The sequence below is a fragment of the Rhodoferax sp. PAMC 29310 genome (genome assembly GCF_017948265.1).
Classification (GTDB): Bacteria; Pseudomonadota; Gammaproteobacteria; order Burkholderiales; family Burkholderiaceae_C; genus Rhodoferax.
In genome coordinates this window covers 2,932,719-2,956,179 of sequence record NZ_CP072852.1, presented here as the reverse complement: position 1 = coordinate 2,956,179, position 23,461 = coordinate 2,932,719, and the positions used below count along the sequence as shown (strand labels likewise).

Sequence of the window (23,461 nt, the reverse complement as noted above, 5' to 3'; positions counted from 1 at the left end):
CTCAAACGTAAAAACCTATAAAGATGGAGATATTGATGCAAAACCCCTACGTTAAATTTGAAGGCGTCCAGAAGACCTACGACGGTGAAAATCTGGTCGTCAAAAACCTGAATCTGGACATTGCAAAGGGCGAGTTTCTAACCCTGTTGGGCCCATCAGGGTCAGGCAAGACCACCACGCTGATGATGCTTGCCGGATTCGAGACTGCAACGGAGGGGGAAATCTATCTCGATGGAAAACCGATCAACCGACTGGCACCCGAGCATAGAAACATCGGCATGGTTTTCCAGAACTATGCGCTCTTCCCCCACATGACCGTCGCCGAGAACCTGGCCTTTCCGCTCAAGGTGCGCAAGTACGGCGCCAAAGATATCGACGACCGAGTCAAGCGAACCCTCGATATGGTCGGGCTTGACGGGTTCGGTAACCGACAACCAGCGCAGATGTCTGGCGGCCAGGCACAGCGGGTTGCTGTGGCGCGCGCGTTGGTCTTTGAGCCGAAACTGGTCTTGATGGATGAACCGCTTTCTGCGCTGGATAAGCAGCTGCGAGAGCAGATGCAATATGAAATCAAGCACCTTCATGAAAAACTCGGCATCACCATGGTGTATGTGACGCACGACCAAGGTGAAGCACTCACGATGTCAGATCGTATTGCCGTATTCAATAACGGAGAAATACAGCAGCTCGATACCCCCAATGCTCTGTATGAGGCACCGAACAGCGCATTTGTTGCCAGTTTCATTGGTGAAAATAACCGTTTGATAGGCAAAGTAAAGCATTCAGAAGACCGGCGCGTTGAAGTTGGATTGGATGACGGATCAACTCTTGCAGCGCTTCCTGTCAAAAGTTTTTTGGCGGGGCAAAAATGCATGCTCTCAATCCGCCCTGAGCGAATTTGCATTCAACCGGAGCCCGGTAAGTACGCCAACACCGTTCAAGCCACAGTACGGGAATTGATCTACCTGGGTGATCACATCAGAGTGCGCGCCGAAGCCCTTGGGCGCCATGACTTTATTGTCAAAGTGCCTAACGCCTCCAGCGACAGAAAAATCAGCCTGGGCGACTCCATCGGTTTGGGTTGGCATCTTGACGATTGCCGAGCGCTAGATTGCCCATAACGTTCAATGAACCAAACACTAAGGAGTCAATTTATCGAAATACTTGCTTGAGGATTTAGGAGACAAACCATTTTTGAAAAAAAAGGATCAAAGAAATGAAAACATTCAAAGCAAAAAAACTGACTTTAGCCCTGACCATTAGTGCGGGCCTCGTTACCACCTTATGCACCAACGCAAGTGCCGCAGAAATTGTCGTGGCGTCTTGGGGCGGTGCCTATAGCCAGGCGCAGACTGAGGCGATGGTCAAACCCTTCACGGCCAAAACGGGCACTAAAGTGCTGATGGCTGATTACAACGGTGGCCTGGCCGAGATGCGCGCCCAAGTGAAGACCGGTAACGTGAAATGGGATGTGGTCGACGTTGAGCTGGCCGAGGCGTTGCGCGGTTGCGATGAAGGTCTGTTCGAAAAAATTGACCGAAGCAAACTGCCCGCTGGAGCCGATGGAAGTCCCGCGAAAGACGACTTTTACAAGGGATTGCTGACAACCTGCGCAGTGGCAACAATCTCTTACGCCAACGTTTACGCCTATGACAAAACCAAATTTTCAACAGGCGCACCCACCACGCTAGAAGATTTTTTTGATCTGAAAAAATTTCCAGGCAAACGTTCGCTCAAGAAGAGCCCTACCGTGGCGCTGGAGTGGGCGTTGATGGCAGACGGCGTGCCCGTAGAAAAAGTTTATGAAGTATTGTCTACACCTGCAGGCGTAGATCAAGCGTTCAAAAAGCTCGACACCATCAAATCATCCGTAGTTTGGTGGACAGCAGGAGCCCAGCCGCCACAGCTTTTGGCAAGTGGCGAAGTCGCATTGGCTGCTGTGTACCACGGCAGAATTTACGATGCAGTTCATAAGGACAACAAGCCTTTTGCCATCGTTTGGGACGGTCAAATCGATACGCCCGATCTGTTTGCTGTTGTCAAAGGGTCACAGAACACGCAGGCCGCTTTGGACTTTGTTCATTCAGCGACTTCCACCAAGTCGTTGGCGGACATGACCAAATACCTTCCCTATTCGCCGGCCCGCAAATCGTCCATGAAATTGGTCGACGAAAAAATCATCCCTTGGCTGCCCTCGTCACCCCACGCCGGTCGTTCTATGGTTCTCAATGCCGGATGGTGGTCTGACCATGCTGACGAGCTAAACCAACGCTTCGCCAACTGGCTTGCCAAGTAATTGATCCCTGGCACCGCTAACTCTTTATTGATATAGAACCTTGGCGTACGCATTTCAAGCGTACGCCATTGCGAGGCTCAGATGACACCCACTAGCACCATAAATTCGGCAAATCTCAAGAGTCAACTCAAACGGGCGGAGCGACGTCATCTGATTCGCTCATACAACCTGATTCTTCCACTATTTGCTTTTATTCTCATCAGCTTTTTGATTCCGCTCGGGATTGTTTTTTACAACAGTATCTACGATCCACAAGTGGCCACAGGTCTGCCAAAGACCGTTGAATCACTAAAAGACTGGGACGTTCGCAGCACGCCCTATCCCTCGGAGAATTCGTTTGCGGCCCTTGCCGCCGAAATGAAGACTGCCAGCGACAACCAGACCGCCAGCGGTATTGCGAGTCGGTTGAACTACGAAGGAAGTGGCTTGCGCACGCTGTTCATGAAAACGAGTCGAGAGGTTGAAGACGTCGACGACGGACCTTGGCAAGAGAAATTTATTGCGATTGACAAGAATTGGGCTCAGCCAGAAATATGGTCGGTTATTCGTCAAACTGGTAGTTTCTATACTTCGGGGTATTACCTGAAAGCGCTGGATATGCAGCGAGACCCATTCGACAATATAGAGAAACAACCGGCTGACGCAAGAATATACATTGATGTATTTGCAAGAACCTTGTTCATCAGCGGCTTGGTCACGGTATTTTGTTTTTTACTAGGCTACCCCATTGCCTATTTGCTATCAAAGTTACCCGCTCGCACCAGTAATTTGCTGATGATTTTTGTTTTGCTGCCATTTTGGACATCGATGCTAGTGAGAACTACAGCATGGATTGTTTTGCTTCAAAAGGGGGGGGTCATTAATTCCACGCTGCTTTCCCTAGGGTTGATTTCCGAGCCATTGGATCTGATGTTCAACCGCTTTGGTGTCGTGGTCGCCATGACTCATATTCTTTTGCCCTTCATGATCTTGCCTCTGTTCAGTGTCATGAAGTCGGTCCCTTCTACCTATGTCAGAGCGGCTCGCTCATTGGGGGCGTCACCATGGACCGCATTTTGGAAAATTTATTTCCCTCAGAGCATGCCCGGTGTAAGCGCAGGCGGACTACTGGTCTTTATTTTGGCGATCGGCTACTACATCACACCTACTTTGCTTGGAGGTGCAGGCGACCAAATGATCAGTTACTTTATTGCCGATAACCTAAGTCGATCTCTCAACTGGGGACTAGCGTCAGCTCTAGGCTGCATTTTGCTGGCTGGAATCTTGGTTTTCTATTCCTTTTACGAAAAATATGTAGGGGTGTCAAATGTCAAACTTGGTTAAAGCGCCAGCGAAGTTTTTACCTTACGTTGGGTTGGGTGGGAAAATTTGGCATTATGGATTTCGTGGTGTATGCGCTGCCATATTCTTTTTCCTGCTGGCACCTGTCTTTGTGATTGTGCCTCTCGCCTTCAATTCTGAACCCTATTTCAATTACCCGATTAAATCGTATAGCTTGAGATGGTTTCAATATTTTCTAAATAGCGAAATGTGGTTTATGGCGATTAAAAATAGTATTTTAATCGGCGTATCTGCAACCATAATTGCTACAATTTTAGGCACCATCGCAGCTATCGGTCTGAGTCGAAGGAATCTACCTTATAAAGCGGTAATCATGGCGGTATTAATATCTCCAATGATTGTCCCCGTTGTTATTACTGCAGTTGGAACTTATTTTTTCTACTCTAAGCTTGGTATCGCAAATAGCTTGTTGGGAATTATCTTGGCTCACGCGGCGCTCGGTGTTCCATTTGTTGTTATTACAGTCACAGCCACATTGGTCGGGTTCGATCAGACCCTGGTGCGCGCCGCACGCGGCTTGGGTGCCTCACCGTTTCTATCGTTCAGAAAGGTGACACTACCGCTGGTGTGGCCAGGCATTCTCTCGGGCGCGCTATTCGCATTCACAACATCGTTTGACGACGTGGTTGTTGTATTGTTTTTGGGCGGTGTGCAGGAGCGAACCATACCGAGGCAAATGTGGACCGAATTGCGCGAGCAACTCAGCCCCACTATCTTGGTGGTTGCAACTATTCTCATCGCTCTTTCCGCGCTGCTTTTGGTTACGCTGGAACTACTGCGTCGTCGCAACGCGCGCATGCGGGGTCTGGCCGAGTAAGTTATTTCCCGTCGGGCGCTACATCCGCCGCTTGACCGCCCTGGCAATTTGCCGCAAAGCTTTGGGGCGCTCGGACTCGGCGCCCGCCTTCGGGGTGAGCTGGCGCAGCACGCGGTCAAAGCCGCAGGCCTTGTCCTCCTGGTTGCGCCACCAGGCCCACCAGCCAAAGGTGCGCACGCCCCAAAAGATGGCGCGCTTGCGGATGGCCCCCACCTTCATCACGCCCATGGCCTCCAGAAACACCAGGTCACAGGCTCTTCTGGGGCGCATCTGGTCCCAATACAGGTAGTCATGAATCACAGCCGCGTTGCCGTACTTGCCCCACTTGGGCAGCCACCATTGCATAAACGGCGGAATAGAGGCGAAATCGGTCATAAAGCCGACAGCGACATCAACAACGTCAACCGAGTCTTCCGCGCCCACTTCATAACCAAAATCGCGCATCACCACCCAGGTGTCGCCATCGTCCATGGGGCTGACCAGCAGCACTTGGGTGAAGCGGCTCATGGCAGAGATGGCCAGGCAGCCGTGCTCAACAGAGGGCATTGCGGTGGGCCGCTTGGGTGGCGGGTGTGGTTCATGCGCGAGACTCCTATAGATCAAAGGTGATTGGCGTCACAAGGGGCTGCGCTTCTTGACAGAGACATCGTCCTGGTTCCTTGTCAGCGCGGGCTTGACCGGCCGGTCTGGAGATTCTCACCCGATCGATGCGAATTGACCAGTCTTCGGATTCGCGAGGGGGGTGCAGCCGCTGTGGCTCTCAGTTCAAGCCATTTGTGACTTCAGCCCTCGTGAAGTGATTGCAGATTGCTATGAATTCAGGAGTTGTTGACAGCGACTTTGCTTTGCTCCGAGCATCACATTGCTGTATATCAACTCATCGTCATCGGGCGCCCAGCCCGCCATCACGGCAGCAGGCACACTGCCTGTAGGCGGTTCTGATCGCTCGCATCGACGAGGCCTTTCCCTTGTTGAGCCCGTTGTGCGTTGGGCAGATACGCATGATCGCTGTATGCCCGAGGGCGCGCAGATCGGGCGTTTTTTGGAGCACATCAGCTCCGCAAGCGGGCGGCCGCTGCGGGGTAGGCGGCGCCCGCGAAAGGGCCCCGCAGTTTTCCGGCCAAGGGCTTGATCAATCCAGTGATTCGGTGGTTCAAGCTTAGACACCAGGGGTGTTTAGACATGCTCAACCCATGCCATACTTCGTCTCATGCCGTTGAATTTCTTATCCGTGGACCTTTTGTTGGCATCCACCGGCGAGGGCATCTATGGGGTAGACCTGGACGGCCAGTGCGTGTTCATCAACCCGGCTGGCGCACGCCTGATCGGCTACGAACCCCATGAAGTGCTTGGCCGCAACATGCACGAGCTGACGCACCATGCGCGGTCCGACGGCTCGGCCTACCCTGAAGTCGAGTGCCCGATATTCAATGCTTTTCGCCATAGCCTGCCCTGCCGCATCGATAGCGAAGTGTTCTGGCGTCGCGATGGCACGTCCTTTCCGGTGGAGTATTCGAGCCATTCCATCGTGCAGACTGGCCTGGTCTTGGGGGCGGTGGTGACCTTTGTGGACATCACCGAGCGGCGACGCGCGGCCGACGCCTTGCAGCGTGCCAAGGACGGCCTGGAAGCCAGCGTGCGTGAGCGCACACTGGCGCTGGAAACCGCCTTGCAGCGCGTGCGAGAGCTGGCCGCCTGGTCGGACACGGTGCGCGAAGAGGAGCGAACCCGTATCGCGCGCGAGGTGCACGATGAGCTTGGCAGCCTGCTGGTGGCTCTCAAGATGGACGTGAACTGGATGGACAAGCGCTTGGCCGAGCAGCCGCAGCGCTCGCCCGAGGCGGCGACTGATATCCGCGAGCGCATGCGCTGCAAGTGCCAGAGCATGAGCCGCCTGATCGAGACGGCGGTGGACAACGTGGGCCGCATCATCACCGACCTGCGCCCCAGCATTCTCGACCACCAAGGGCTTTGGGCAGCCTTGGAGTGGCAAGCCCAGGAATTTGTCCAGTCGGCCGAGCTGGAGCTTGACTGGCAGTTGGCGGTGGACGAGGTGCTGAATGGGGCGCTGGATGTTCCTGAGCCGCTGGCCATGGCGGTGTTCCGCATCTTTCAGGAGATGCTGAGCAATGTTGGCCGCCATGCCCGCGCCCATCGGCTGCAGGTGCACATTGCCGTGCAACGTGGCCTGCTGACGCTGGCGGTGCAAGACGACGGCCAAGGCGCGCACCCGCAAGCCTTCGAGGCGGCCGACGCCTACGGGGTGATGGGCATGCGCGAGCGCGCGGGGCACTTCGGCGGCCGCATCGACATCACCAGCGCGCCGGGCGCGGGCACGCGCATGTGCCTCTCGGTGGCGATCCCAATGGAATCCTCCTCATGACCGCAAACGAACCTGGCCTCATGTCCGGCGCCATCCGCGTGCTGATCGGCGATGACCACCGCATTGTGCGCGAGGGCCTGAAGCAAGTGCTGGCCGATGCGCCCGATGTGGCCGTGGTGGCCGAGGCGCCCACCGGCCCCGAGGTATTGGCGCAGGTGGCGGCCTTGCTGGCGCCCGACGGGGCGGGTCTGAGTCTGGTGCTGCTCGACATTGCACTGCCCGGCATCGATGGGCTCGACGTGTTGCAAACCCTCAAGCGGGAACACCCGCGGCTCCCGGTGCTCATGCTCAGCACCTACCCCGAGAAGCAATACGCGGTGCGCTGCATCCGCCTGGGCGCCAGCGGCTACCTGAACAAGAGCGCCGATCCTGACGACATGCTGGCCGCAGTGCGCAAGGTGGCGGGCGGTAGTGTTTATCTGACCGAAGCCACCGCCGAGGCCTTGGCCATCGCGGTTGGCCAGGCCAGGGCGCAGGCCGGGCCGGAAGCGCTGTCGCACCGCGAGCATCAGGTCTACCGCCTGCTCTCTCAGGGGCATAGCGTGGCCCAAATTGGTGCGCAATTGGGCCTGGCGTCCAATACGGTGAGCACTTATCGTGCACGCATCCTGGAAAAAACCGGCACCAAGAACGATGTGGAGCTCGCACTGTATGCCGAGCGCCAACTGCGTGCGGACGTCCTGCGCCCGACCTGAGCCCTGCTCGCCCCGTTTTTGTAGGGCCAGCCCTACAGCGCGTCATGATTGCTGCTGCGAAATGCGGCGATAAGCGGCAAAATTCCGCGCAACTCACCAAGTTGGCCCAGCGCTTGCTCAGCACCCTTGTCTTTAACTCAAGAGGTGTGCCATGTCTGAATTCTTCGATCCCTACAACGCCGACCGTCCGCTCATGATGAAGTGCAGTTGCGGGCGCGACCACACCGTGGCCGAGCACAAGGCTGAACAGAACGGCGCAGAGCAGGCTACCCGCACCCTGCGCGAGCGCAGCGAAACAGCCGAGTTCGAGGCCTACAGCAACGAGTTCATCGAGGCCACGCTGATGAAAGCCTTGTTCCCGCAGGACGAAGTGCGCCGGCGTTTTCTGCGCGCAGTGGGCAAGGGCACGGCGATGGCCGCGATCTCCAGCCTGCTGCCCGTGGCCAGCCTGCAGGCCATGGCCCAGGACAACAAGGGTTCGCTGGAAAAGACCAAGCTCAAGATCGGCTTCATCCCGATCACTTGCGCCACGCCACTCATCATGGCCAAGCCGCTCGGGTTCTACGACAAGCAAGGCCTCGACGTTGAAGTGATCAAGACGGCCGGTTGGGCGTTGATCCGCGACAAAATGATCAATAAGGAATACGACGCCACGCACTTTCTCTCTCCCATGCCGCTGGCGATCTCGATGGGCGCGGGCTCCAACGCAGTGCCCATGAACGTAGCTACGATCCAGAACACCAACGGTCAGGCGATCACGCTGCACAACAAGCACAAGGACAAGCGCGATCCCAAGCAGTGGAAAGGCTTCAAGTTTGGTGTGCCGTTTGAGTTTTCAATGCACAACTTCTTGTTGCGCTACTACCTCGCCGAGGCGGGCATCAACCCGGACACCGACGTGCAGATCCGCGTCGTGCCGCCGCCTGAAATGGTAGCCAACTTGCGCGCCGGCAACATTGATGGTTACCTCGGCCCAGACCCATTCAACCAGCGCGCGGTGTACGACGAGATTGGTTTCCTGCACATCTTGACCAAAGACCTGTGGAGCGGTCACCCTTGTTGCGCCTTCGGCACCAGCACCGAGTTCATTCAGCAAAACCCCAACACCTTTGCGGCCTTGTACCGCGCTGTGCTGACCGCCGCCGCCATGGCGCGCCAAGCGAAGAACCGAGAGTTGATCGCCAAGGTCATTTCGCCCCAGGCCTACCTGAACCAACCCGAGACGGTTGTGGCACAGGTGCTGACCGGCCGTTTCGCGGATGGCTTGGGCAATGTTCTGAGCGTTCCCGATCGCGCCGACTTCGACCCGATGCCCTGGCAGAGCATGGCCGTGTGGATGCTCACGCAGATGCAGCGCTGGGGTTATGTCAAGGGCGAGGTGAACTACAACCAGATTGCCGAGAAGGTGTTTCTGATCACCGACGCGCGCAAGCACATGAAGGACCTGGGCATGCCGTTCCAGGCGGGGTCCGGCTACACCAAGCACACCATCATGGGCAAGGAGTTTGATCCGGCCAAGGCAGCAGCCTACGCCAAGAGCTTTGCGATCAGCAAGGCATGAAACACCACCACCGCGCTTCGCGCGCTCCACTCACTGAGGCGATGCCTGCGTCCCGGCGAAGCCGGTCCCATGGCATTGCTGGGTTGAGACACTTCGGGCTGAACGAGCCCATCTTCTTCGTTGCCGAATGTGCGTCAAGCGCGCGAGAGGTTGCCCCATGAAAACACTCAATCTCAATTTGCGCGCCGGGTTGGTATCCGCGATCCTGTTCGTGCTGTTCATCGGGACTTGGCAGCTCGCAACTGACGCCCCATCGGTGGGCGGCTCGAGCGCCGGGATGACGACTGAAGAGATCGAATACGCCAAGCTGCTGGGCAAAGACCCAGGCGCCGAAAAAACCACTGGTTTCCCCCAGCCGCTGGAAGTGGCCAAGGCGAGCTGGGGCCATCTGGCGGACCCGTTCTACGACAAAGGCCCAAACGACAAGGGCGTGGGCATCCAGCTCGGGCATTCGCTGGCGCGCGTGGCGGCGGGCTTTCTGCTGGCCATGGCAGTGGCCATCCCACTGGGTTTCTTGATTGGCATGTCGCCGCTTCTGCACAAGGCGTTTGATCCGTTTATCCAGGTCTTGAAGCCCATTAGCCCCTTGGCCTGGATGCCACTGGCGCTGTACACGCTCAAGGACTCCAACGTGAGCGGCGTGTTCGTGATCTTCATCTGCTCGATCTGGCCGATGATGATCAACACCGCTTTTGGGGTCGCTTCGGTCAAGCGTGAGTGGCTCAATGTGGCCAGTACGCTGGAGGTGAGTCCGATGCGCAAGGCCTTGCAGGTGATTCTGCCTGCGGCGGCACCCACGATCCTCACAGGCATGCGCATCAGTATGGGCATTGCCTGGCTGGTGATCGTCGCGGCCGAAATGCTGGTCGGGGGTACCGGCATCGGCTATTTCGTCTGGAACGAGTGGAATAACCTCTCGCTCACCAACGTGATTTTTGCGGTGCTGGTGATTGGCGTGGTCGGCATGCTGCTGGACCTCATGTTTGCCCAATTGCAAAAGGCGGTGACCTATGTGGAGTGAATCCAACGATCGACATATCGCCCCCCTGACATCCCCGCGTCCCGTCGCAACCACCCTGGTAAATGCCATGTCCGGTTTTCTGAAGGTTGAGAAGCTGGCCAAGGCCTACCAGGCCGACAAGCCGGTGTTTGCCGATGTCTCGTTCACCATCGACAAGGGCGAGTTCGTCTGCATCATCGGCCACAGCGGTTGCGGCAAGACCACCGTCCTGAACGTGCTCGCCGGCCTCGACACCGCCAGCAGCGGCCACTGTTTCATGGACGGCCGCGAAATCGCTGGTCCCAGCCTGGAGCGCGGTGTGGTGTTTCAAAGCCACGCTCTCATGCCCTGGTTGACTGTGCGGCAAAACATCGGTTTTGCGGTGAAGTCGCGCTGGCCCGAGTGGCGCAAGTCGCAGGTCGCCGAGCAAGTGGAGAAGTACGTGTCCATGGTGGGTTTGGAGTCTGCCATTGAGAAAAAACCCAGCCAGCTCTCGGGCGGCATGAAGCAGCGCGTGGGCATTGCGCGCGCGTTTGCTATTCAGCCAAAGATGCTGTTGCTTGACGAGCCTTTTGGTGCGCTGGACGCGCTCACACGCGGCAGCATTCAGGAAGAACTGATGAGCATCGTGCGTCAGACACAGCAAACCGTTTTCATGATCACGCACGACGTGGACGAGGCTATTTTGCTGGCCGACCGAATTCTGCTCATGACCAATGGCCAGGAACTGCCCGGCGGCGGCTACGTCCCTGGTGGGATGGCCGAGGTGGTGGTCAATCCACTGCCGCGCAGCCGCACACGGGCGCAGTTGCACCATCTCGACGGCTATTACGAACTACGCAATCACATCGTGGACTTTCTTGTGTCACGTGCGAAAGCTCACTAGCCCCTATGCCGCGCTGCGCCCGACCCCCAAAGGGCGGCGCTGGCCGACTTGTAAAGCCGGTCCCGCGCCGTCCGGGATTGGGCTGTCTTCGCGCCAGTGGCTGTTCTATTTATTCGGTTTTCTTTTTCTATTCATCAACAACGAGGCAACACCATGACCCGACTCGCCGTCACTGAAAAAATCATCTCCACCAAAGTGTCAAAAGGCCTGCAATGGGCCGATGTGGCCAAGAAGGTGGGCCAGTCCAAGGAATGGACCACAGCCCTGTGCCTGGGCCAGATGACCGCCACACCGGTCCAGGCCAAGGTGCTGGGCGAGATCTTTGGTCTCTCTGTCGAAGATCAGAAGTGGCTGCAGGTCGTGCCCTACAAGGGATCGATGCCCACCGCGGTGCCCACCGATCCATTGATCTACCGGTTCTATGAATTGATCAGTGTCTATGGCACCACCTTCAAGGAACTCATCCACGAAGAGTTTGGCGACGGCATCATGAGCGCCATTGACTTCAAGATGGACATGAAACGCCAAGCCGACCCGAATGGTGACCGGGTGAACATCGTCATGTCGGGCAAGTTTCTGCCGTACAAGCAGTATTGATAACAGATGCACCCACCCCCGCGCCGCCAGCTTCGCCACCGCTATCGAGCGGGCGATGCTGGCAGCCCGGCAAAGCCGGGTACGGCGGCATCCTTGGTCACCGCACCGCACCGCACCGCGCGCCGTACCTGTACCTGTTGGCGTGAACCCGTCGCTTGCTTGAAGGCCTGCGCATCATCGAAAGTTGAGTGACTCATGGAACTTCGCCCACCGCTTGCGCCTTTCACAGCCGAGACTGCCGTGCAGAAAGTGCGCATGGCCGAAGACGCCTGGAATTCGCGCGATCCTGATCGTGTGGTCAAGGTCTACACCGAAGACACGCGCTGGCGCAACCGGTCAGAGTTCCCGCATGGTCGCGAGCAGGTGCATGCTTTTCTGGTGCGCAAATGGGCCAAGGAGATGGACTACCGGCTCATCAAGGAACTCTGGGCCTGCGCTGACAACCGCATCGCCGTGCGCTTCGTGTACGAATGGCACGACGACACGGGCCAGTGGTACCGCTCCCACGGCAACGAAAATTGGCAGTTCAACGCCCAGGGTTACATGGAGCAGCGCCACGCCAGCATCAACGACCATCCCATTGCCGGTAGCGAGCGCCTGTTCCACTGGCCGCTCGGCATCCGCCCAGACGACCAGCCAGGCCTGAGCGAGCGGGGGCTCTGACCCTGCAGCGGCCCCGAAGCCGATAACCGGTTGATCCGGCAACCCAATCCACCACTGCTTGGTGGCCGTCAGCAGGCTCGGCTTAACGGGGCATTTTTTACCTGTCACTGTCAATTGACCAGCCCCGGCAGGGCAAAGGCTTTTGGCAACGAATAGGAAATTCAACCGCATGAGGCCAAGTATCGCCCCTTGGAAAAGCCCTCGCCCCACGTAGAAACCCGCACCGCGCCCGCAGTAAGGCCGTGCCACCGCCAAAATGCGCTGTTCACAAGAGAGATTAGCGGTGCGCCGGGTATGCCGGGCGCATAGCTACCCGCCAGCGAGGCTGAGTCACCGTTTTGGCAAAACCCCAAGTCCAGGCAAAACCCCAAGTCCAGCCAGTTCACCAGTTGATGCGCTGATCGACATCGTAGTCGGGTGCCGGTTGCGCTGCCAGATCCCAGTCTGCTGGCTCGATTTGCGCCCCGCCATCCATCTTCGCATCCCCACAGCCCTCCCACAACGGTGGCCCGCGCGCCGGGGAAATGTGCGGACGTTCTGAGTCCACCCCGATGTGATCAAGGATCTTCCTGATCTGCGTGCCCTCGGTAATGAACGCGATCAGGCGCATTTGCCCATCGCACATCGGGCACAAGAGCGGGAACACTTCGTAAATACGCGCGATCAGCACCGCCCACAGGTAATGCGCCAGTGAGCGCTTGGCTGGTGGCGCAGGCTCGGGCGTGGGTGGCATCGCGTGGCCCAGCGGTGTCACTCCAGGTGTGCCCTTGCTCATGTTGGCTGGCTCGGTTTGCCTCGTAGGCGGTGGCACCAGCGCCGCAATGCGGGCTATCAGTTCCAGCGGCGTGAGGTGTAGCTCGTCGACTTTGGCGCCACGCTTGTCAGAGCCAGGCTCGCTGTGCTGTTTGGCGCAGCGGTACACCAGCGCTGCACGGTCGTGCGCTTCGATGAGCACACCGGCATCAACCGAGAAGCCGCTGTGCTGGTAGCCCTGCATCTCTTTGGCGTCACAACTCTCCAGCAGGCCCCGACCCACGAAGGCGCGCAGAATGCGTCGGCGAAAATCGGTCTGCACTTGGGCCACAGCGGTCTCATCGATAGCACTGGCCGGGTGAAAGACGATGCCCGGCGGCGAGGATTGGGCATCGGCCTCACCCTCCACCGCCACCGCCACTTCCTCAAACACGCCATCGACCACACAGACGTGGAAGTGCACATGCCCGTTCAGACTGGAGCCGAAGCGATGGATGAAGGCGACTGCGCCAATCTGCAGCGTCGCCTTGTCCACACTTGCCGCACCAGGGCTATGGTCCTGCAGGCTTTGCGCTATGACCCGCAAGAAAATGCGCAGCACCATGCCCAGCACTGCCCCGTCACGCTGCATGAAGTAGCGTAGCCGCTTTGGTACCGAGAGCACCCACTGGCGCACCGGCAGGCGGGGAAAGACGTGGTCCGTCAGATGCGCCGCTGTCTCCACAGCGCAAGCGTGTTGCACGAGGGGCAGGCGCCCCGGCCTTTGCAGGAATAGGCGACAAAGTAGTCGTGTCCACAATCATCACACCACGCCCTGGCAAAGCCGTGGGCAAAGATGCCGCATTCGAGGTATTTGCGAAAGGCCTGACGCACAAAGGGCTTGGGCGTGTGGTTGTCACCCTGGCCGTCGAACTGGCCGCAACTGGCGAGTTCATGCCAGGTCTCGAAGTGTTCGGCTATGGTTTGGTAGAGCAGAGTCCGCTCGGGGTGGCGTGGGTTGTAGAGCTCGGGCTTTGCACCGGCTTGTCCACCCGCATGAGAATGCGCTTGCGTTGGGCGTGCAGTGGCGGGCATGGGGCAGTGCCAGCGTGGGCTGAGTGCCTGATTATACTGGGTTTATATCCAGCTTCTGCGCGTACAGTGCCAACCATTGGGTGCGCCAGATACTCCTGAGTTGATAGCTGTCTGCGCATTCTCCACGCGGGCTGCAGCCCGATTTGACTCAAAAAATACGGCGCTTCTACCCGGGTCATCTTGGGAGAGTTAGGGCGTTCCGAGGCCGAGGTCCAGCGCCTGATGGCCGCCGGCGTGGTCAGCGAAAGTCGGAGCCGGGAGTACCTGCCTTCCTGACGAAGCCAGAGGCTGTTGTTGGTCGTGACGGCCGGATGGGGCGAGTTGGCTCAACCTCGACGAAGGCTTGGCATTGTTTGGCGATGCGTCGTTTGACGTGGTGCTGCAAATCGACACGCTCCAGCACCTGCGAAACGCCGAAGTCATGCTGCGCGAGACCGCTCGCGTCGGCCGCATCGGCATCGTGGCGTTCCCCAACTTCGGCCATTGGCCCAACCGCCTGGCGGCGCTGCGCGGTAGGATGCCTGTGACCAAAGTGCTGCCGTACCAGTGGTACGACACACCCAACATTCGCGTCGGCACGTTGCAGGACTTTGAAGCACTGGCCGTGAAAAACCAGCTTGAAATTCTTGACCTGTTTGGTTTGCAGGACGGTCGTGAAGTCCGCTTTTGGCCCAATGCATTGGCGAGTCGGGCGGTGTTCAAGTTCCAAGGACAGTAGACGATGTCGGGTCAAACAGTTGACTAAGCGCCAGCAGCAGCGGCTTCCTTTGCCCAAGCCTTGCGGTTTTGGCTACAACTGGGCTTCATCAGCTTTGGCGGGCCTGCTGGGCATATCGCCATCATGCACCGCGAGCTGGTTGAACGCCGCCGCTGGATTTCTGAGAAACGCTTTTTGCATGCGCTGAACTTTTGCATGCTGCTGCCCGGCCCGGAAGCGCAGCAACTGGCCACTTACCTTGGCTGGCTGATGCACCGCACCTGGGGCGGCGTGGTGGCGGGCACGTTGTTTGTGCTGCCATCGCAGGTGCTGCTGATTGGGCTGAGCTGGATTTACATAGCCTTTGGTCAGCAACCCATCGTGGCGGGTATTTTTTACGGCATCAAGCCTGCGGTGGTAGCGATTGTGCTGCATGCGCTGCACCGAATCGCGAGTAAATCATTGGGTAATCCATTCATAGCGCCCGTTACATGGGTTCTAGCAGCTATGATTTTTATAGCTGCTTGGTTGTTCAGGCTGCCTTTTCCGCTGGTCGTGCTGATGGCGATGTTGATTGGTGTGGTGCTGTCGCGGGTTGCGCCGGGTGCTCTTGGCAAAGGCGGCGGACATGCAGGCAAGGCCGGTGGAGCGCATGAAGCCGCACTGATTGACGACGACTCACCAACACCGCCGCATGCCAAGTTCAAGCTGTCTCGCTTGGCGTGGGTGCTGCTGGCAGGCGCGTTGCTGTGGCTGCTGCCAATGGCGCTGCTGTTTTTCAATTTTGGCTGGCAAGGCACGCTGACACAAATTGGCTGGTTTTTTACCAAGGCAGCGTTGCTGACTTTTGGTGGCGCGTATGCCGTGTTGCCTTACGTGAACCAGGCAGCAGTCGAGCATTACCAGTGGTTGACCACCGCGCAGATGATGGACGGCCTGGCTTTGGGTGAAACCACGCCCGGCCCGCTCATCATCGTCGTGGCGTTTGTCGGGTTTGTGGCCAGCTGGGGCAAGGCCGTGTTTGGCCCCGAGGCGCTGTTTTTGGGCGCTGCGCTGGGCGCTTGTGTGGGCACCTGGTTCACGTTTTTGCCATCGTTCATTTTTATCCTGGCGGGCGGACCTTACGTGGAGTCAACCCGTGGCAATCTCAAGCTTACCGCGCCGCTGGCGGCAGTCACGGCTGCTGTAGTTGGTGTGATTGCCAATTTAGCTTTGTTTTTTATAGCTGCCGTCGCCCGTCCTTCGGGTGCTGCTGGGCTTGTTGACTGGGTGGCGTTGGGCATGGTGTTGGTTGCAGCGCTGGCGTTTTGGGCCTTGAAGTGGGGCGTGATTCGGGTGATCGTGGCGGCGGCGGCGGCGGCGGGCCTGGTGCTGCGTTTGCTGGGTTGGGCTTGAAGCGGCATTAAGCTAAAGCCCATGCAAGGCGCATCACAAATCCGCAACATCAGTATCTGGCAACGCTTGTTGGGTGACTGGACGTCCACCGTCACGCTCACCACGCTGCGTGCCGATGCGCTGGCGGGGCTGCTGGGCGCGGTGCTGGTCTTGCCGCAGGGCATTGCATTTGCCACACTGGCGGGTTTGCCCCCTGAGTACGGGTTGTAAACGGCGGTTATCCCCTGCATCATTGCTGCGCTGTTTGGCTCCAGCTGGCACGTCATGTCGGGGCCGACCAATACCATTTCACTGGCGCTGTTTGCCATGCTGTCGCCGCTGGCGCTGGCGCTGGCCTTCACGCCTGCCTATGTTCAGTTGGCGCTGGCTGACACGCTGATGGTGGGTGTCATGCAGTTTTTGATTGGCGCGTTGCGCCTGGGCAGCCTGGCCAACTTTATTTCACCGGCAGCACTTTTTGGCTTTACCTCAGGCGCCTCGGTTTTAATAGCGATTTATGCGTTGCCAGAGTTTTTGGGCTTGCCACCGGCCATAGAGCGTGGTGCATTTGCGGTGTTGATGCATGTGGCCACGCTGCTTGGGCAGATCGACCAGGCTTCGTTGCTGGCTGGGGTGACAACGGTGCTGGTGGCGCTGGGTGTGCGCTCCCTGCGCCCTGGCTGGCCCTACATGCTGATCGGTTTGGCCGCAGCAACCGCGCTGGCTTCAGCCACAGGCATGGCGGTGCGCACCATTGGCCAAATCACCACCCCCTGGCCGCACTTTGTACTTCCTCAAATCAGTTGGGCATCGGTGTCCGAGCTGCTCGGCCTGGCCTTTGCGCTGACGATTGTGGCGCTGGGCCAAGCTATTTCAATTGCCAAGGCTGTGGCTGCCAAGTCAGGCCAGCGCATTGATGGGAACCGGGAGTTTCGTGGCCAAGGCTTGTCCAATATCGTCGGTGGGTTTTTCTCTTGCTACGTGTCATGCGGCTCCATGAACCGGTCCATGCCCAACCTTCAAGCAGGCGCACGCACGCCGCTGGCGGCCGGTTTTGCCGCGCTCTTGTTGCTGGTATTGGTGGCCGCCAGCAGCGCGGTGCTGGCCAAAATTTCGATGGCGGCATTGGCCGGTTTGTTGCTTTTGGTGGCGGTGTTTTTGTTTTACTCACCGCGCTGGCGCGAGCTGTTGACGTTAAGCCGAACCGAGTTTGCTGTAGCGCTGGCCACGTTGGTTGCCACCTTGACGATTCGGCTGGAGATGGCGATATTGCTGGGCACGCTGTTGTCGCTGATGACTTTTTTGTACCGCACGTCCAAACCCGCCATACGCACGATGGGGTTTGACACCACAAGCGACAACCGACAGTTTGTCGTGCTTGACGACGCCACTTCAAAAGGCCGCAGCGACGGACCGCCCCTAGCAAGGCCAGCTCCCCCGGGGCTGGAGCCTGCGGCTCCGAACCTGCTTGAGCAGGTTTGGACAGGCTCCAGAAGCGAAGCCTCGGGCAAGCGGCGGCCTGCAAGGTGCAGCGAATTACGCGAAGCGAAGAGCGTGGGGGCCAACCATTTACCCGAATGCCCACAACTCAAACTACTTCGGATGGAAGGCGAGGTTTATTTTGGTGCCACCCAGCATGTGGCCGGCAAGTTGTACGCTCTGCGCCACGAGCCTAACCCGCAAAAGCACCTGCTCGTGATGGGCAAAAGCATGAACTTCATTGATCTGGCCGGTGCTGAGCTGTGGGAGCAAGAACTCAACGCGCGCCGCGCCATAGGCGGCGATTTGTACTTTCACCGCCCGCGCCCAGAGGTGCTTGCGATGTGGCAAACCACAGGCTTCACGCGGCTGCTGGGGCCCGAGCACCAGTTCTCTGACAAGCGGGTGGCGATTGCTACGATCTTCCCCAAGCTCGACCCGACCATTTGCAGCACCTGTACGGCACGTATCTTTTGGGAATGCAAAAGTCTGCCTCATTCACCTGATTCGACCCCATAAAATAACCCGATGCATCCTCGTTTAGCCGTTCTCCCCCAGTATCTCACCCCTAACCACGCCATCAACGTATTTTCAGGCTGGGTCGCTGGCGGTGAACGTGGTTGGGTCACCACTGAAATCATTCGCTGGTTTGTGGGTAAGTACAACGTCAACATGGATGAGGCACTAAACAGCGACATTGCCAGTTACGCCAGCTTCAATGGCTTTTTTACCCGTGCCTTGAAACCTGATGCACGGCCCATTGCTCAGGCTGATCTGATCTGCCCGGTCGATGGCGCGATCAGCCAGTTTGGCCCGATTTCAGGCGACCAGATCTTCCAGGCCAAAGGCCACCGCTATTCCACCACCGCACTGGTGGGCGGTGATGCTGCATTGGCAGCGCAGTTCAACGACGGCAGTTTTGCCACGCTGTACCTCAGCCCCAGGGACTATCACCGCATTCATATGCCGTGTGACGGCCGCCTGACGCAGATGATTTATGTGCCGGGCGATTTGTTCTCCGTCAACCCGACCACCGCGCGCGGCGTGCCGGGTTTGTTCGCACGCAACGAGCGGGTGGTGTGCGTGTTTGAGTCTGCACGTGACCCATTTGTGTTGGTGCTAGTGGGCGCGACCATTGTCGGCAGCGTGGCCACCGTGTGGCATGGTGTGGTTAACCCGCCGCGCCTGCCGGATGTCAAAACCTGGAACTATGCAGATCAAAAGGTGGAACTCAAGCAAGGCGACGAGATGGGCCGATTTTTGTTCGGCTCTACCGTCGTCATGCTTTTCCCCAAAGCACCCTTGGCATTCAATTCGGTTTGGCAGCCAGCCCGCCCAATTCGTTTGGGTGAAGCCATGGCTCAATACCAAGACATTCAGGAGCCCAAATGACCGCACCACTACACAAAGAAATCCCCGCTGACATCCTCAATGCGGCGCAAGCTTTGAGCCAGGTCAGCGCCAAGTGGGACGGCGACATCGTCCAGCAAATCAGCGACTACATCGCCATCCCTGCCAAGTCGCCCGGCTTTGACGCCGACTGGAAGGCGCATGGCTACATTGATACGGTGATGCGCAACGCAGCCGCCTGGGTGGAGGCGCAAAAGGTGGAAGGGCTAATGCTCGAAGTCATTCGTCTTGAAGGCCGTACCCCGGTTCTGTTTTTTGAGATTCCGGCGACACGCGCTGATTCGACGCAGACGGTCTTGATGTACGGCCACCTGGATAAGCAACCTGAATTTACCGGCTGGCGTAGCGACCTCGGGCCGTGGACTGCCAAGTATCAAGACGGCAAACTTTACGGACGCGGCGGTGCTGACGACGGTTATGCGGTGTATGCCAGCATTGCGGCGGTGCAAGCGCTCAAGGCGCAAAACGTGCCGCACCCGCGCATCGTCGGGTTGATTGAGACCTGCGAGGAAAGCGGCTCTTACGACTTGCTACCGTACGTGGACGCGCTGCGCAAGCGCTTGGGCGACGTGGCGCTGGTGGTGTGCCCGGACTCAGGTGCAGGCAACTACGACCAGCTCTGGCTGACCACCAGCCTGCGCGGCATGGGCGGCGGCGTGCTGAAGGTTGAGGTGCTGGACGAAGGCGTGCATTCAGGCGACGCCAGCGGCGTGGTGCCGTCGAGCTTTCGCATCATGCGCCATGTGCTTGACCGGCTGGAGGACAGCGCCACGGGCCGCTTGCTGCCGCAAAGCTTTCACTGCGCCATTCCTGCTGACCGCCTAGCCCAGGCCAAAGTCACCGCAGCCACGCTGGGCGTCGAGCTGTACAAGCGCTTTCCGTGGGCGCACTATGACTGCGAAGGCTCAAGTGCCTTCACGCTGCCGATGACGACTGACCCCGTCGAGGCGTTGCTGAACCGCACCTGGCGCCCCACCTTGAGTGTCACGGGCGCTGAGGGGTTTCCAGCACTCAAAGACGCTGGCAATGTGCTTCGGCCTTACACCGCCTTTAAGTTGTCGTTGCGCTTTCCGCCGCTGGTGGATGCCTCCCAAGCCGTGCAAGAACTTAAAAGGCTGCTGGAAGACAACGCCCCCTACAACGCCAAAGTCACCTTTGAAGGCGGTGGCGGTGCCACTGGCTGGAACGCACCCAGCACCGTAGATTGGTTTGAAAACGCATTGAACGACGCATCGCAAAGCTTTTTCGGCGCACCTTGCGGCACGATTGGCCAAGGCGGCACCATACCGCTCATGAACATGCTGAGCAAGGGCTTTCCCAAAGCACAAATGATGGTTTGCGGCGTGCTCGGGCCCAAGAGCAACGCGCACGGCCCGAACGAGTTTTTGCATGTGCCGTATGCCAAAAAACTCACCGCCGCTGTCGCTCATGTGATGGCGCGTGTGCCGGGCTAGTGCGGAACCTGGGTGTGTTAACAATTAAACGGGCGAGTATCAACCCCCTTGACTGCCTGAGACGGCGATAACCTCGCCTGCTGGGTGGTCGAGGGGAGTGGACGCTCTCACCTCTTGCCCAACCAACCCTTTATCAAGTCGCACTTCGAATTTGAACTCGCGATATCAACCGAGCCTCACCATGTCACCCATCAACGATACCTGTCACGCCTTTTTGCCCTACCCCGATGCGGTTGTGCCGCACGCTGCAACCGGGCCTTTGGCAGGACTTTGCTTTGGCGTTAAAGACTTGTTCGACGTGGCCGGTTACCCCACCGGCGGCGGCCAGCCGTTTGTATTGGCCATGTCGGGTATCAAAACCAAAACCGCACCCGCAGTGCAGCAATTACTGGATGCGGGCGCAAGGTTTGTAGGCAAAACCGTGACCGACGAGCTGGCGTTTTCGATGAACGGCAACAACGCGCACTTTGGCGCACCCATCAACGGTGCGGTGGCTGAGCGCATATCGGGCGGCTCATCGTCGGGTTCGGCATCGGCGGTGTCCAACAACTTGTGTGACTTTGCCTTGGGCAGCGACACCGGTGGCTCCGTTCGCGCCCCCGCCAACCACTGCGGCTTGTACGGCATTCGCCCCACGTATGGGCGCATTAGTTTGGCAGGTGTTTTAGATTTGGCACCTAGCCTGGACACCTGCGGCTATTTTTCGCGTGATGCTGAAACTTTTGCGCGCGTCTCTAGCGTCTTGCTGGGTGAAGACCAGGTTGCCATGCCGACAAATATTCGGCTGCTCAAGCCGCTGGACATATGGGCCATGCTGGACGAAGACGTGATGGCTGCTCAAGCCGATCCCTTGGCGCGTATCGAGGCGGCGCTTGGCAAGGCCACTGAAACGCGGGTCATCCAGGGCGATCTTCAGGTTCCTTACGGGTGCTTTCGTCACATTCTGGGGTACGAGGCTTGGACGGTGAATGGCCCGTTGATTGAACGGTTTTGCCCGCCGCTGGGCCCCGGCATTGCAGAGCGCTTTGCGTGGTGTAAAACTGTGACTGACGAACAGGTAGCCGCAGCGAACGCCCTCCGCGAGCAGTTTAAAAAACAGCTGGCTGACTTGCTAGGCACTGATGGCGTGTTGGTTTTGCCCACAGTCGCTGACATTGCGCCTTTAATCACCGATGGTGGCGAGAAAATGGAAAGCTTTCGTAACCGCTCGCATCAACTGCTGTGCGTGGCGGGTTTGTCGGGGTTTCCGCAAATATCTCTGCCGCTGGGCCAACGCTTGGGTGCGCCGCTCGGCTTGTCGTTGCTGGGCCCGGCGGGCAGTGACATGGGTTTGGTGCGGCTGGCGCAGCGGATCGCAAACGCCACTCAAAGCTAGTTCCTTGCGAAGGCTTTGGCCAGCTCCTGCACACCCGCATCAATCAGGTGGCCGGGTATGGCTGCGTAACCTAGGCGCAAATATGACTGGCTGACGGTTGATGATTTTTTGAAAAAAATATCACCCGGCTCAATCAGCACGCTCCGCGCGGCGCAGGCCTCGGTCAGCAGTTGTGTGTTCAACCCGTCGGGCCCTTTGATCCACGCGCCTGAGCCGCCCTGCGACGGCGTGATGTCAAACTGCGGCAAGTGCTTTGCGAAAGCCTTGGTCAACAGCTCGCGTCGTTCCCGATAGGTCACATTCAATTTGCGAATGAACGCATCATGGTGGCCCTGCGCAATGAACAAGCTGGCGATGTGTGCGTTGTTAGCAGGCGTGTGCCTGATGATGAGGCGGCGCAAGGCCCGCAGCTCGCGTATCAGCTCGGCAGGTGCCACGATGTAGCCAATGCGCAAGCCATGGGCCAGGGTTTTAGACAGGCTGCCAAGGTAGATGACCCGCCCATCGGTGTCCAGGCTTTTTAGCGCCGGCAGCGGCCTGCCAGAAAAGTTCAGCTCGCTTTCGTGGTCATCTTCAAACAGCACCACGTCACGTTTTCTGGCCAGCTCCAAAATTTCTTGCCGACGCTCAAGGGGCATGGTGACCGTCGTTGGGCACTGGTGGCTTGGCGTGACATATACATAGGCGCACTGGCCCATGGCGCGCGACGCAATCAAACCATCTGAATCAATCGGCAAAGCTTTGACATGGTCACTGCGCAGCAAAAAGTTGTTGCGTGCATCCGGGTAGCCGGGGTCTTCAATGCCCACCACCGTTTTGCGGTCCAGCAGCACATTGGCCAACAGGTAGCAGGCCATTTGCGCACCTGCGGTGACCAGGATCTCATCTCGCCTGGCCATGATGCCGCGCGCCGGCAGCAGCCGGTGCTGTATCTGGTCCAGCAGCGCTTCAGAGTCACGGTTGATGTGGTCTTGCGCCCACTTTCTCACAGCGGGTACAAACAGCGCCTGGTGCGCGCAGGCGCGCCAGTCCTTCAATGGCACCAGGCTGGGATCAAACTGGCCATAGACAAACGGGTAGGCAAAGTCTTGCCAGTTGGCCGGCTTGACGATGTTGCGCTGCTCTGCAACGCTGGAGACCAGCCGGGCCTGCCACTGCATGCCGTTCGGTGTGGCCGCTTGTGGCGAGGACTGCAAAGCCTGCCCGAGCAAAATATCGCCATTGACCACCAGCCCACTGCGCGGCGCGGCGATCAAAAATCCCTTGTCCACCAGCACTTGCAAGGCCAGCGACACCGTGTTGCGCGACAAACCTAGAGCGATTGCCAACGCGCGGCTGGTGGGGACTTTGGCACCCGCCGGCACCAAGCCCATCAGGATGGAATGCACCATCATCTCTTTGACCCGGCCTTGCAACGTTGCGCTGCTGCCCGAGAACTGCGGGAATAGTTTGGCCCAAATGCCTGTGATTTCCTGTTTTTTTCGCACCGCGGACCCCTTCAAAAAACGTAGTTCTACTGCACCGTCTTGGCGTTTTGCACCAACAAAGGGTATTCCCGCAAGCGCCTTGGCAACCACATGGTGCGTTTTCTGACGGCGCGATAAAA

The 23,461-nt window shown here is 58.3% G+C and carries 18 protein-coding genes and 3 pseudogenes; 17 read left to right on the top strand and 4 right to left on the bottom strand.

What is annotated here, in order from left to right; genetic code table 11:
* Positions 1–23: 23 nt before the first annotated feature.
* The 4 genes from J8G15_RS13690 (at position 24) to J8G15_RS13675 (ending at position 4,454) form a co-directional block, all read left to right on the top strand.
* Positions 24–1,121, top strand: coding sequence for an ABC transporter ATP-binding protein (locus J8G15_RS13690; protein ID WP_370627425.1), 1,098 nt, complete (start codon positions 24–26; stop codon positions 1,119–1,121).
* Between the two features lie 95 nt (positions 1,122–1,216).
* Entirely contained in the window at positions 1,217–2,296 is a 1,080-nt protein-coding gene (locus J8G15_RS13685) for an ABC transporter substrate-binding protein (protein WP_210542691.1), read from the top strand.
* A gap of 81 nt (positions 2,297–2,377) precedes the next feature.
* On the top strand, positions 2,378–3,619 hold the full coding sequence (locus J8G15_RS13680) for an ABC transporter permease (RefSeq protein ID WP_210542690.1): 1,242 nt from the start codon (positions 2,378–2,380) through the stop codon (positions 3,617–3,619).
* Entirely contained in the window at positions 3,603–4,454 is an 852-nt protein-coding gene (locus J8G15_RS13675) for an ABC transporter permease (RefSeq protein WP_210542689.1), read from the top strand. Before J8G15_RS13680 ends, J8G15_RS13675 begins: the two co-directional genes overlap by 17 nt.
* An 18-nt stretch (positions 4,455–4,472) precedes the next feature.
* On the opposite strand, the gene J8G15_RS13670 is transcribed toward J8G15_RS13675, so the two are convergent.
* Positions 4,473–5,000: a DUF1353 domain-containing protein gene (locus J8G15_RS13670; RefSeq protein WP_210542688.1), complete on the bottom strand. Its 528-nt coding sequence runs from the start codon at positions 4,998–5,000 to the stop codon at positions 4,473–4,475.
* A 664-nt stretch (positions 5,001–5,664) separates the two neighbouring features.
* Between J8G15_RS13670 and J8G15_RS13665 the strand changes: the two genes are divergently transcribed.
* The 6 genes from J8G15_RS13665 (at position 5,665) to cynS (ending at position 11,576) form a co-directional block, all read left to right on the top strand.
* Positions 5,665–6,837 (top strand): PAS domain S-box protein, encoded by a 1,173-nt coding sequence (locus J8G15_RS13665; RefSeq protein WP_210542687.1) that lies wholly within the window; start codon positions 5,665–5,667, stop codon positions 6,835–6,837.
* 20 nt (positions 6,838–6,857) lie between these two features.
* Positions 6,858–7,532, top strand: coding sequence for a response regulator transcription factor (locus J8G15_RS13660; protein ID WP_210547590.1), 675 nt, complete (start codon positions 6,858–6,860; stop codon positions 7,530–7,532).
* Positions 7,533–7,683: 151 nt separating this feature from the next.
* The gene (locus J8G15_RS13655) at positions 7,684–9,093 is read left to right on the top strand and encodes a CmpA/NrtA family ABC transporter substrate-binding protein (protein WP_210542685.1); all 1,410 of its coding nucleotides are present in this window, start codon (positions 7,684–7,686) and stop codon (positions 9,091–9,093) included.
* 157 nt (positions 9,094–9,250) lie between these two features.
* Complete coding sequence (gene ntrB / locus J8G15_RS13650) at positions 9,251–10,114, top strand: nitrate ABC transporter permease (RefSeq protein WP_210542684.1); 864 nt, start codon at positions 9,251–9,253, stop codon at positions 10,112–10,114.
* A gap of 67 nt (positions 10,115–10,181) precedes the next feature.
* Positions 10,182–10,979 (top strand): ABC transporter ATP-binding protein, encoded by a 798-nt coding sequence (locus J8G15_RS13645; protein ID WP_240538283.1) that lies wholly within the window; start codon positions 10,182–10,184, stop codon positions 10,977–10,979.
* Positions 10,980–11,132: 153 nt separating this feature from the next.
* Positions 11,133–11,576: a cyanase gene (gene cynS / locus J8G15_RS13640; RefSeq protein WP_210542680.1), complete on the top strand. Its 444-nt coding sequence runs from the start codon at positions 11,133–11,135 to the stop codon at positions 11,574–11,576.
* 41 nt (positions 11,577–11,617) lie between these two features.
* Here cynS and J8G15_RS13635 read toward each other — a convergent pair whose 3' ends face one another.
* A complete protein-coding gene (locus J8G15_RS13635; protein ID WP_210542678.1) occupies positions 11,618–11,773 on the bottom strand; it encodes a hypothetical protein in 156 nt (51 codons plus the stop codon).
* Between J8G15_RS13635 and J8G15_RS13630 the strand changes: the two genes are divergently transcribed.
* Positions 11,772–12,239, top strand: coding sequence for a nuclear transport factor 2 family protein (locus J8G15_RS13630; RefSeq protein ID WP_210542676.1), 468 nt, complete (start codon positions 11,772–11,774; stop codon positions 12,237–12,239). The genes J8G15_RS13635 and J8G15_RS13630 overlap by 2 nt on opposite strands.
* A gap of 382 nt (positions 12,240–12,621) precedes the next feature.
* On the opposite strand, the pseudogene J8G15_RS13625 reads toward J8G15_RS13630, so the two are convergent.
* Positions 12,622–14,066 (bottom strand): annotated as a pseudogene (locus J8G15_RS13625) (transposase).
* A gap of 325 nt (positions 14,067–14,391) precedes the next feature.
* Here J8G15_RS13625 and J8G15_RS13620 point away from each other — a divergent pair.
* The 6 genes and pseudogenes from J8G15_RS13620 to J8G15_RS13595 all read left to right on the top strand — a co-directional run.
* Positions 14,392–14,784 (top strand): annotated as a pseudogene (locus tag J8G15_RS13620) (methionine biosynthesis protein MetW); the annotation flags it as partial.
* Positions 14,785–14,844: 60 nt separating this feature from the next.
* Positions 14,845–16,158: a chromate efflux transporter gene (gene chrA / locus J8G15_RS13615; protein WP_210542674.1), complete on the top strand. Its 1,314-nt coding sequence runs from the start codon at positions 14,845–14,847 to the stop codon at positions 16,156–16,158.
* Between the two features lie 21 nt (positions 16,159–16,179).
* Positions 16,180–18,135 (top strand): annotated as a pseudogene (locus J8G15_RS13610) (SulP family inorganic anion transporter).
* Positions 18,136–18,144: 9 nt separating this feature from the next.
* Complete coding sequence (asd, locus tag J8G15_RS13605) at positions 18,145–19,008, top strand: archaetidylserine decarboxylase (protein ID WP_210542672.1); 864 nt, start codon at positions 18,145–18,147, stop codon at positions 19,006–19,008.
* Positions 19,005–20,480 carry a M20 family metallopeptidase gene (locus J8G15_RS13600; protein ID WP_210542671.1) on the top strand — a complete coding sequence of 492 codons (1,476 nt, stop codon included), beginning with the start codon at positions 19,005–19,007 and terminating at the stop codon, positions 20,478–20,480. Before asd ends, J8G15_RS13600 begins: the two co-directional genes overlap by 4 nt.
* Positions 20,481–20,661: 181 nt before the next feature.
* Positions 20,662–21,855 (top strand): amidase, encoded by a 1,194-nt coding sequence (locus tag J8G15_RS13595; protein ID WP_210542669.1) that lies wholly within the window; start codon positions 20,662–20,664, stop codon positions 21,853–21,855.
* On the opposite strand, the gene J8G15_RS13590 is transcribed toward J8G15_RS13595, so the two are convergent.
* The gene (locus J8G15_RS13590) at positions 21,852–23,342 is read right to left on the bottom strand and encodes a PLP-dependent aminotransferase family protein (RefSeq protein WP_240538282.1); all 1,491 of its coding nucleotides are present in this window, start codon (positions 23,340–23,342) and stop codon (positions 21,852–21,854) included. The two genes, J8G15_RS13595 and J8G15_RS13590, sit on opposite strands and share 4 nt — an antisense overlap.
* Between the last annotated feature and the right edge of the window lie 119 nt (positions 23,343–23,461).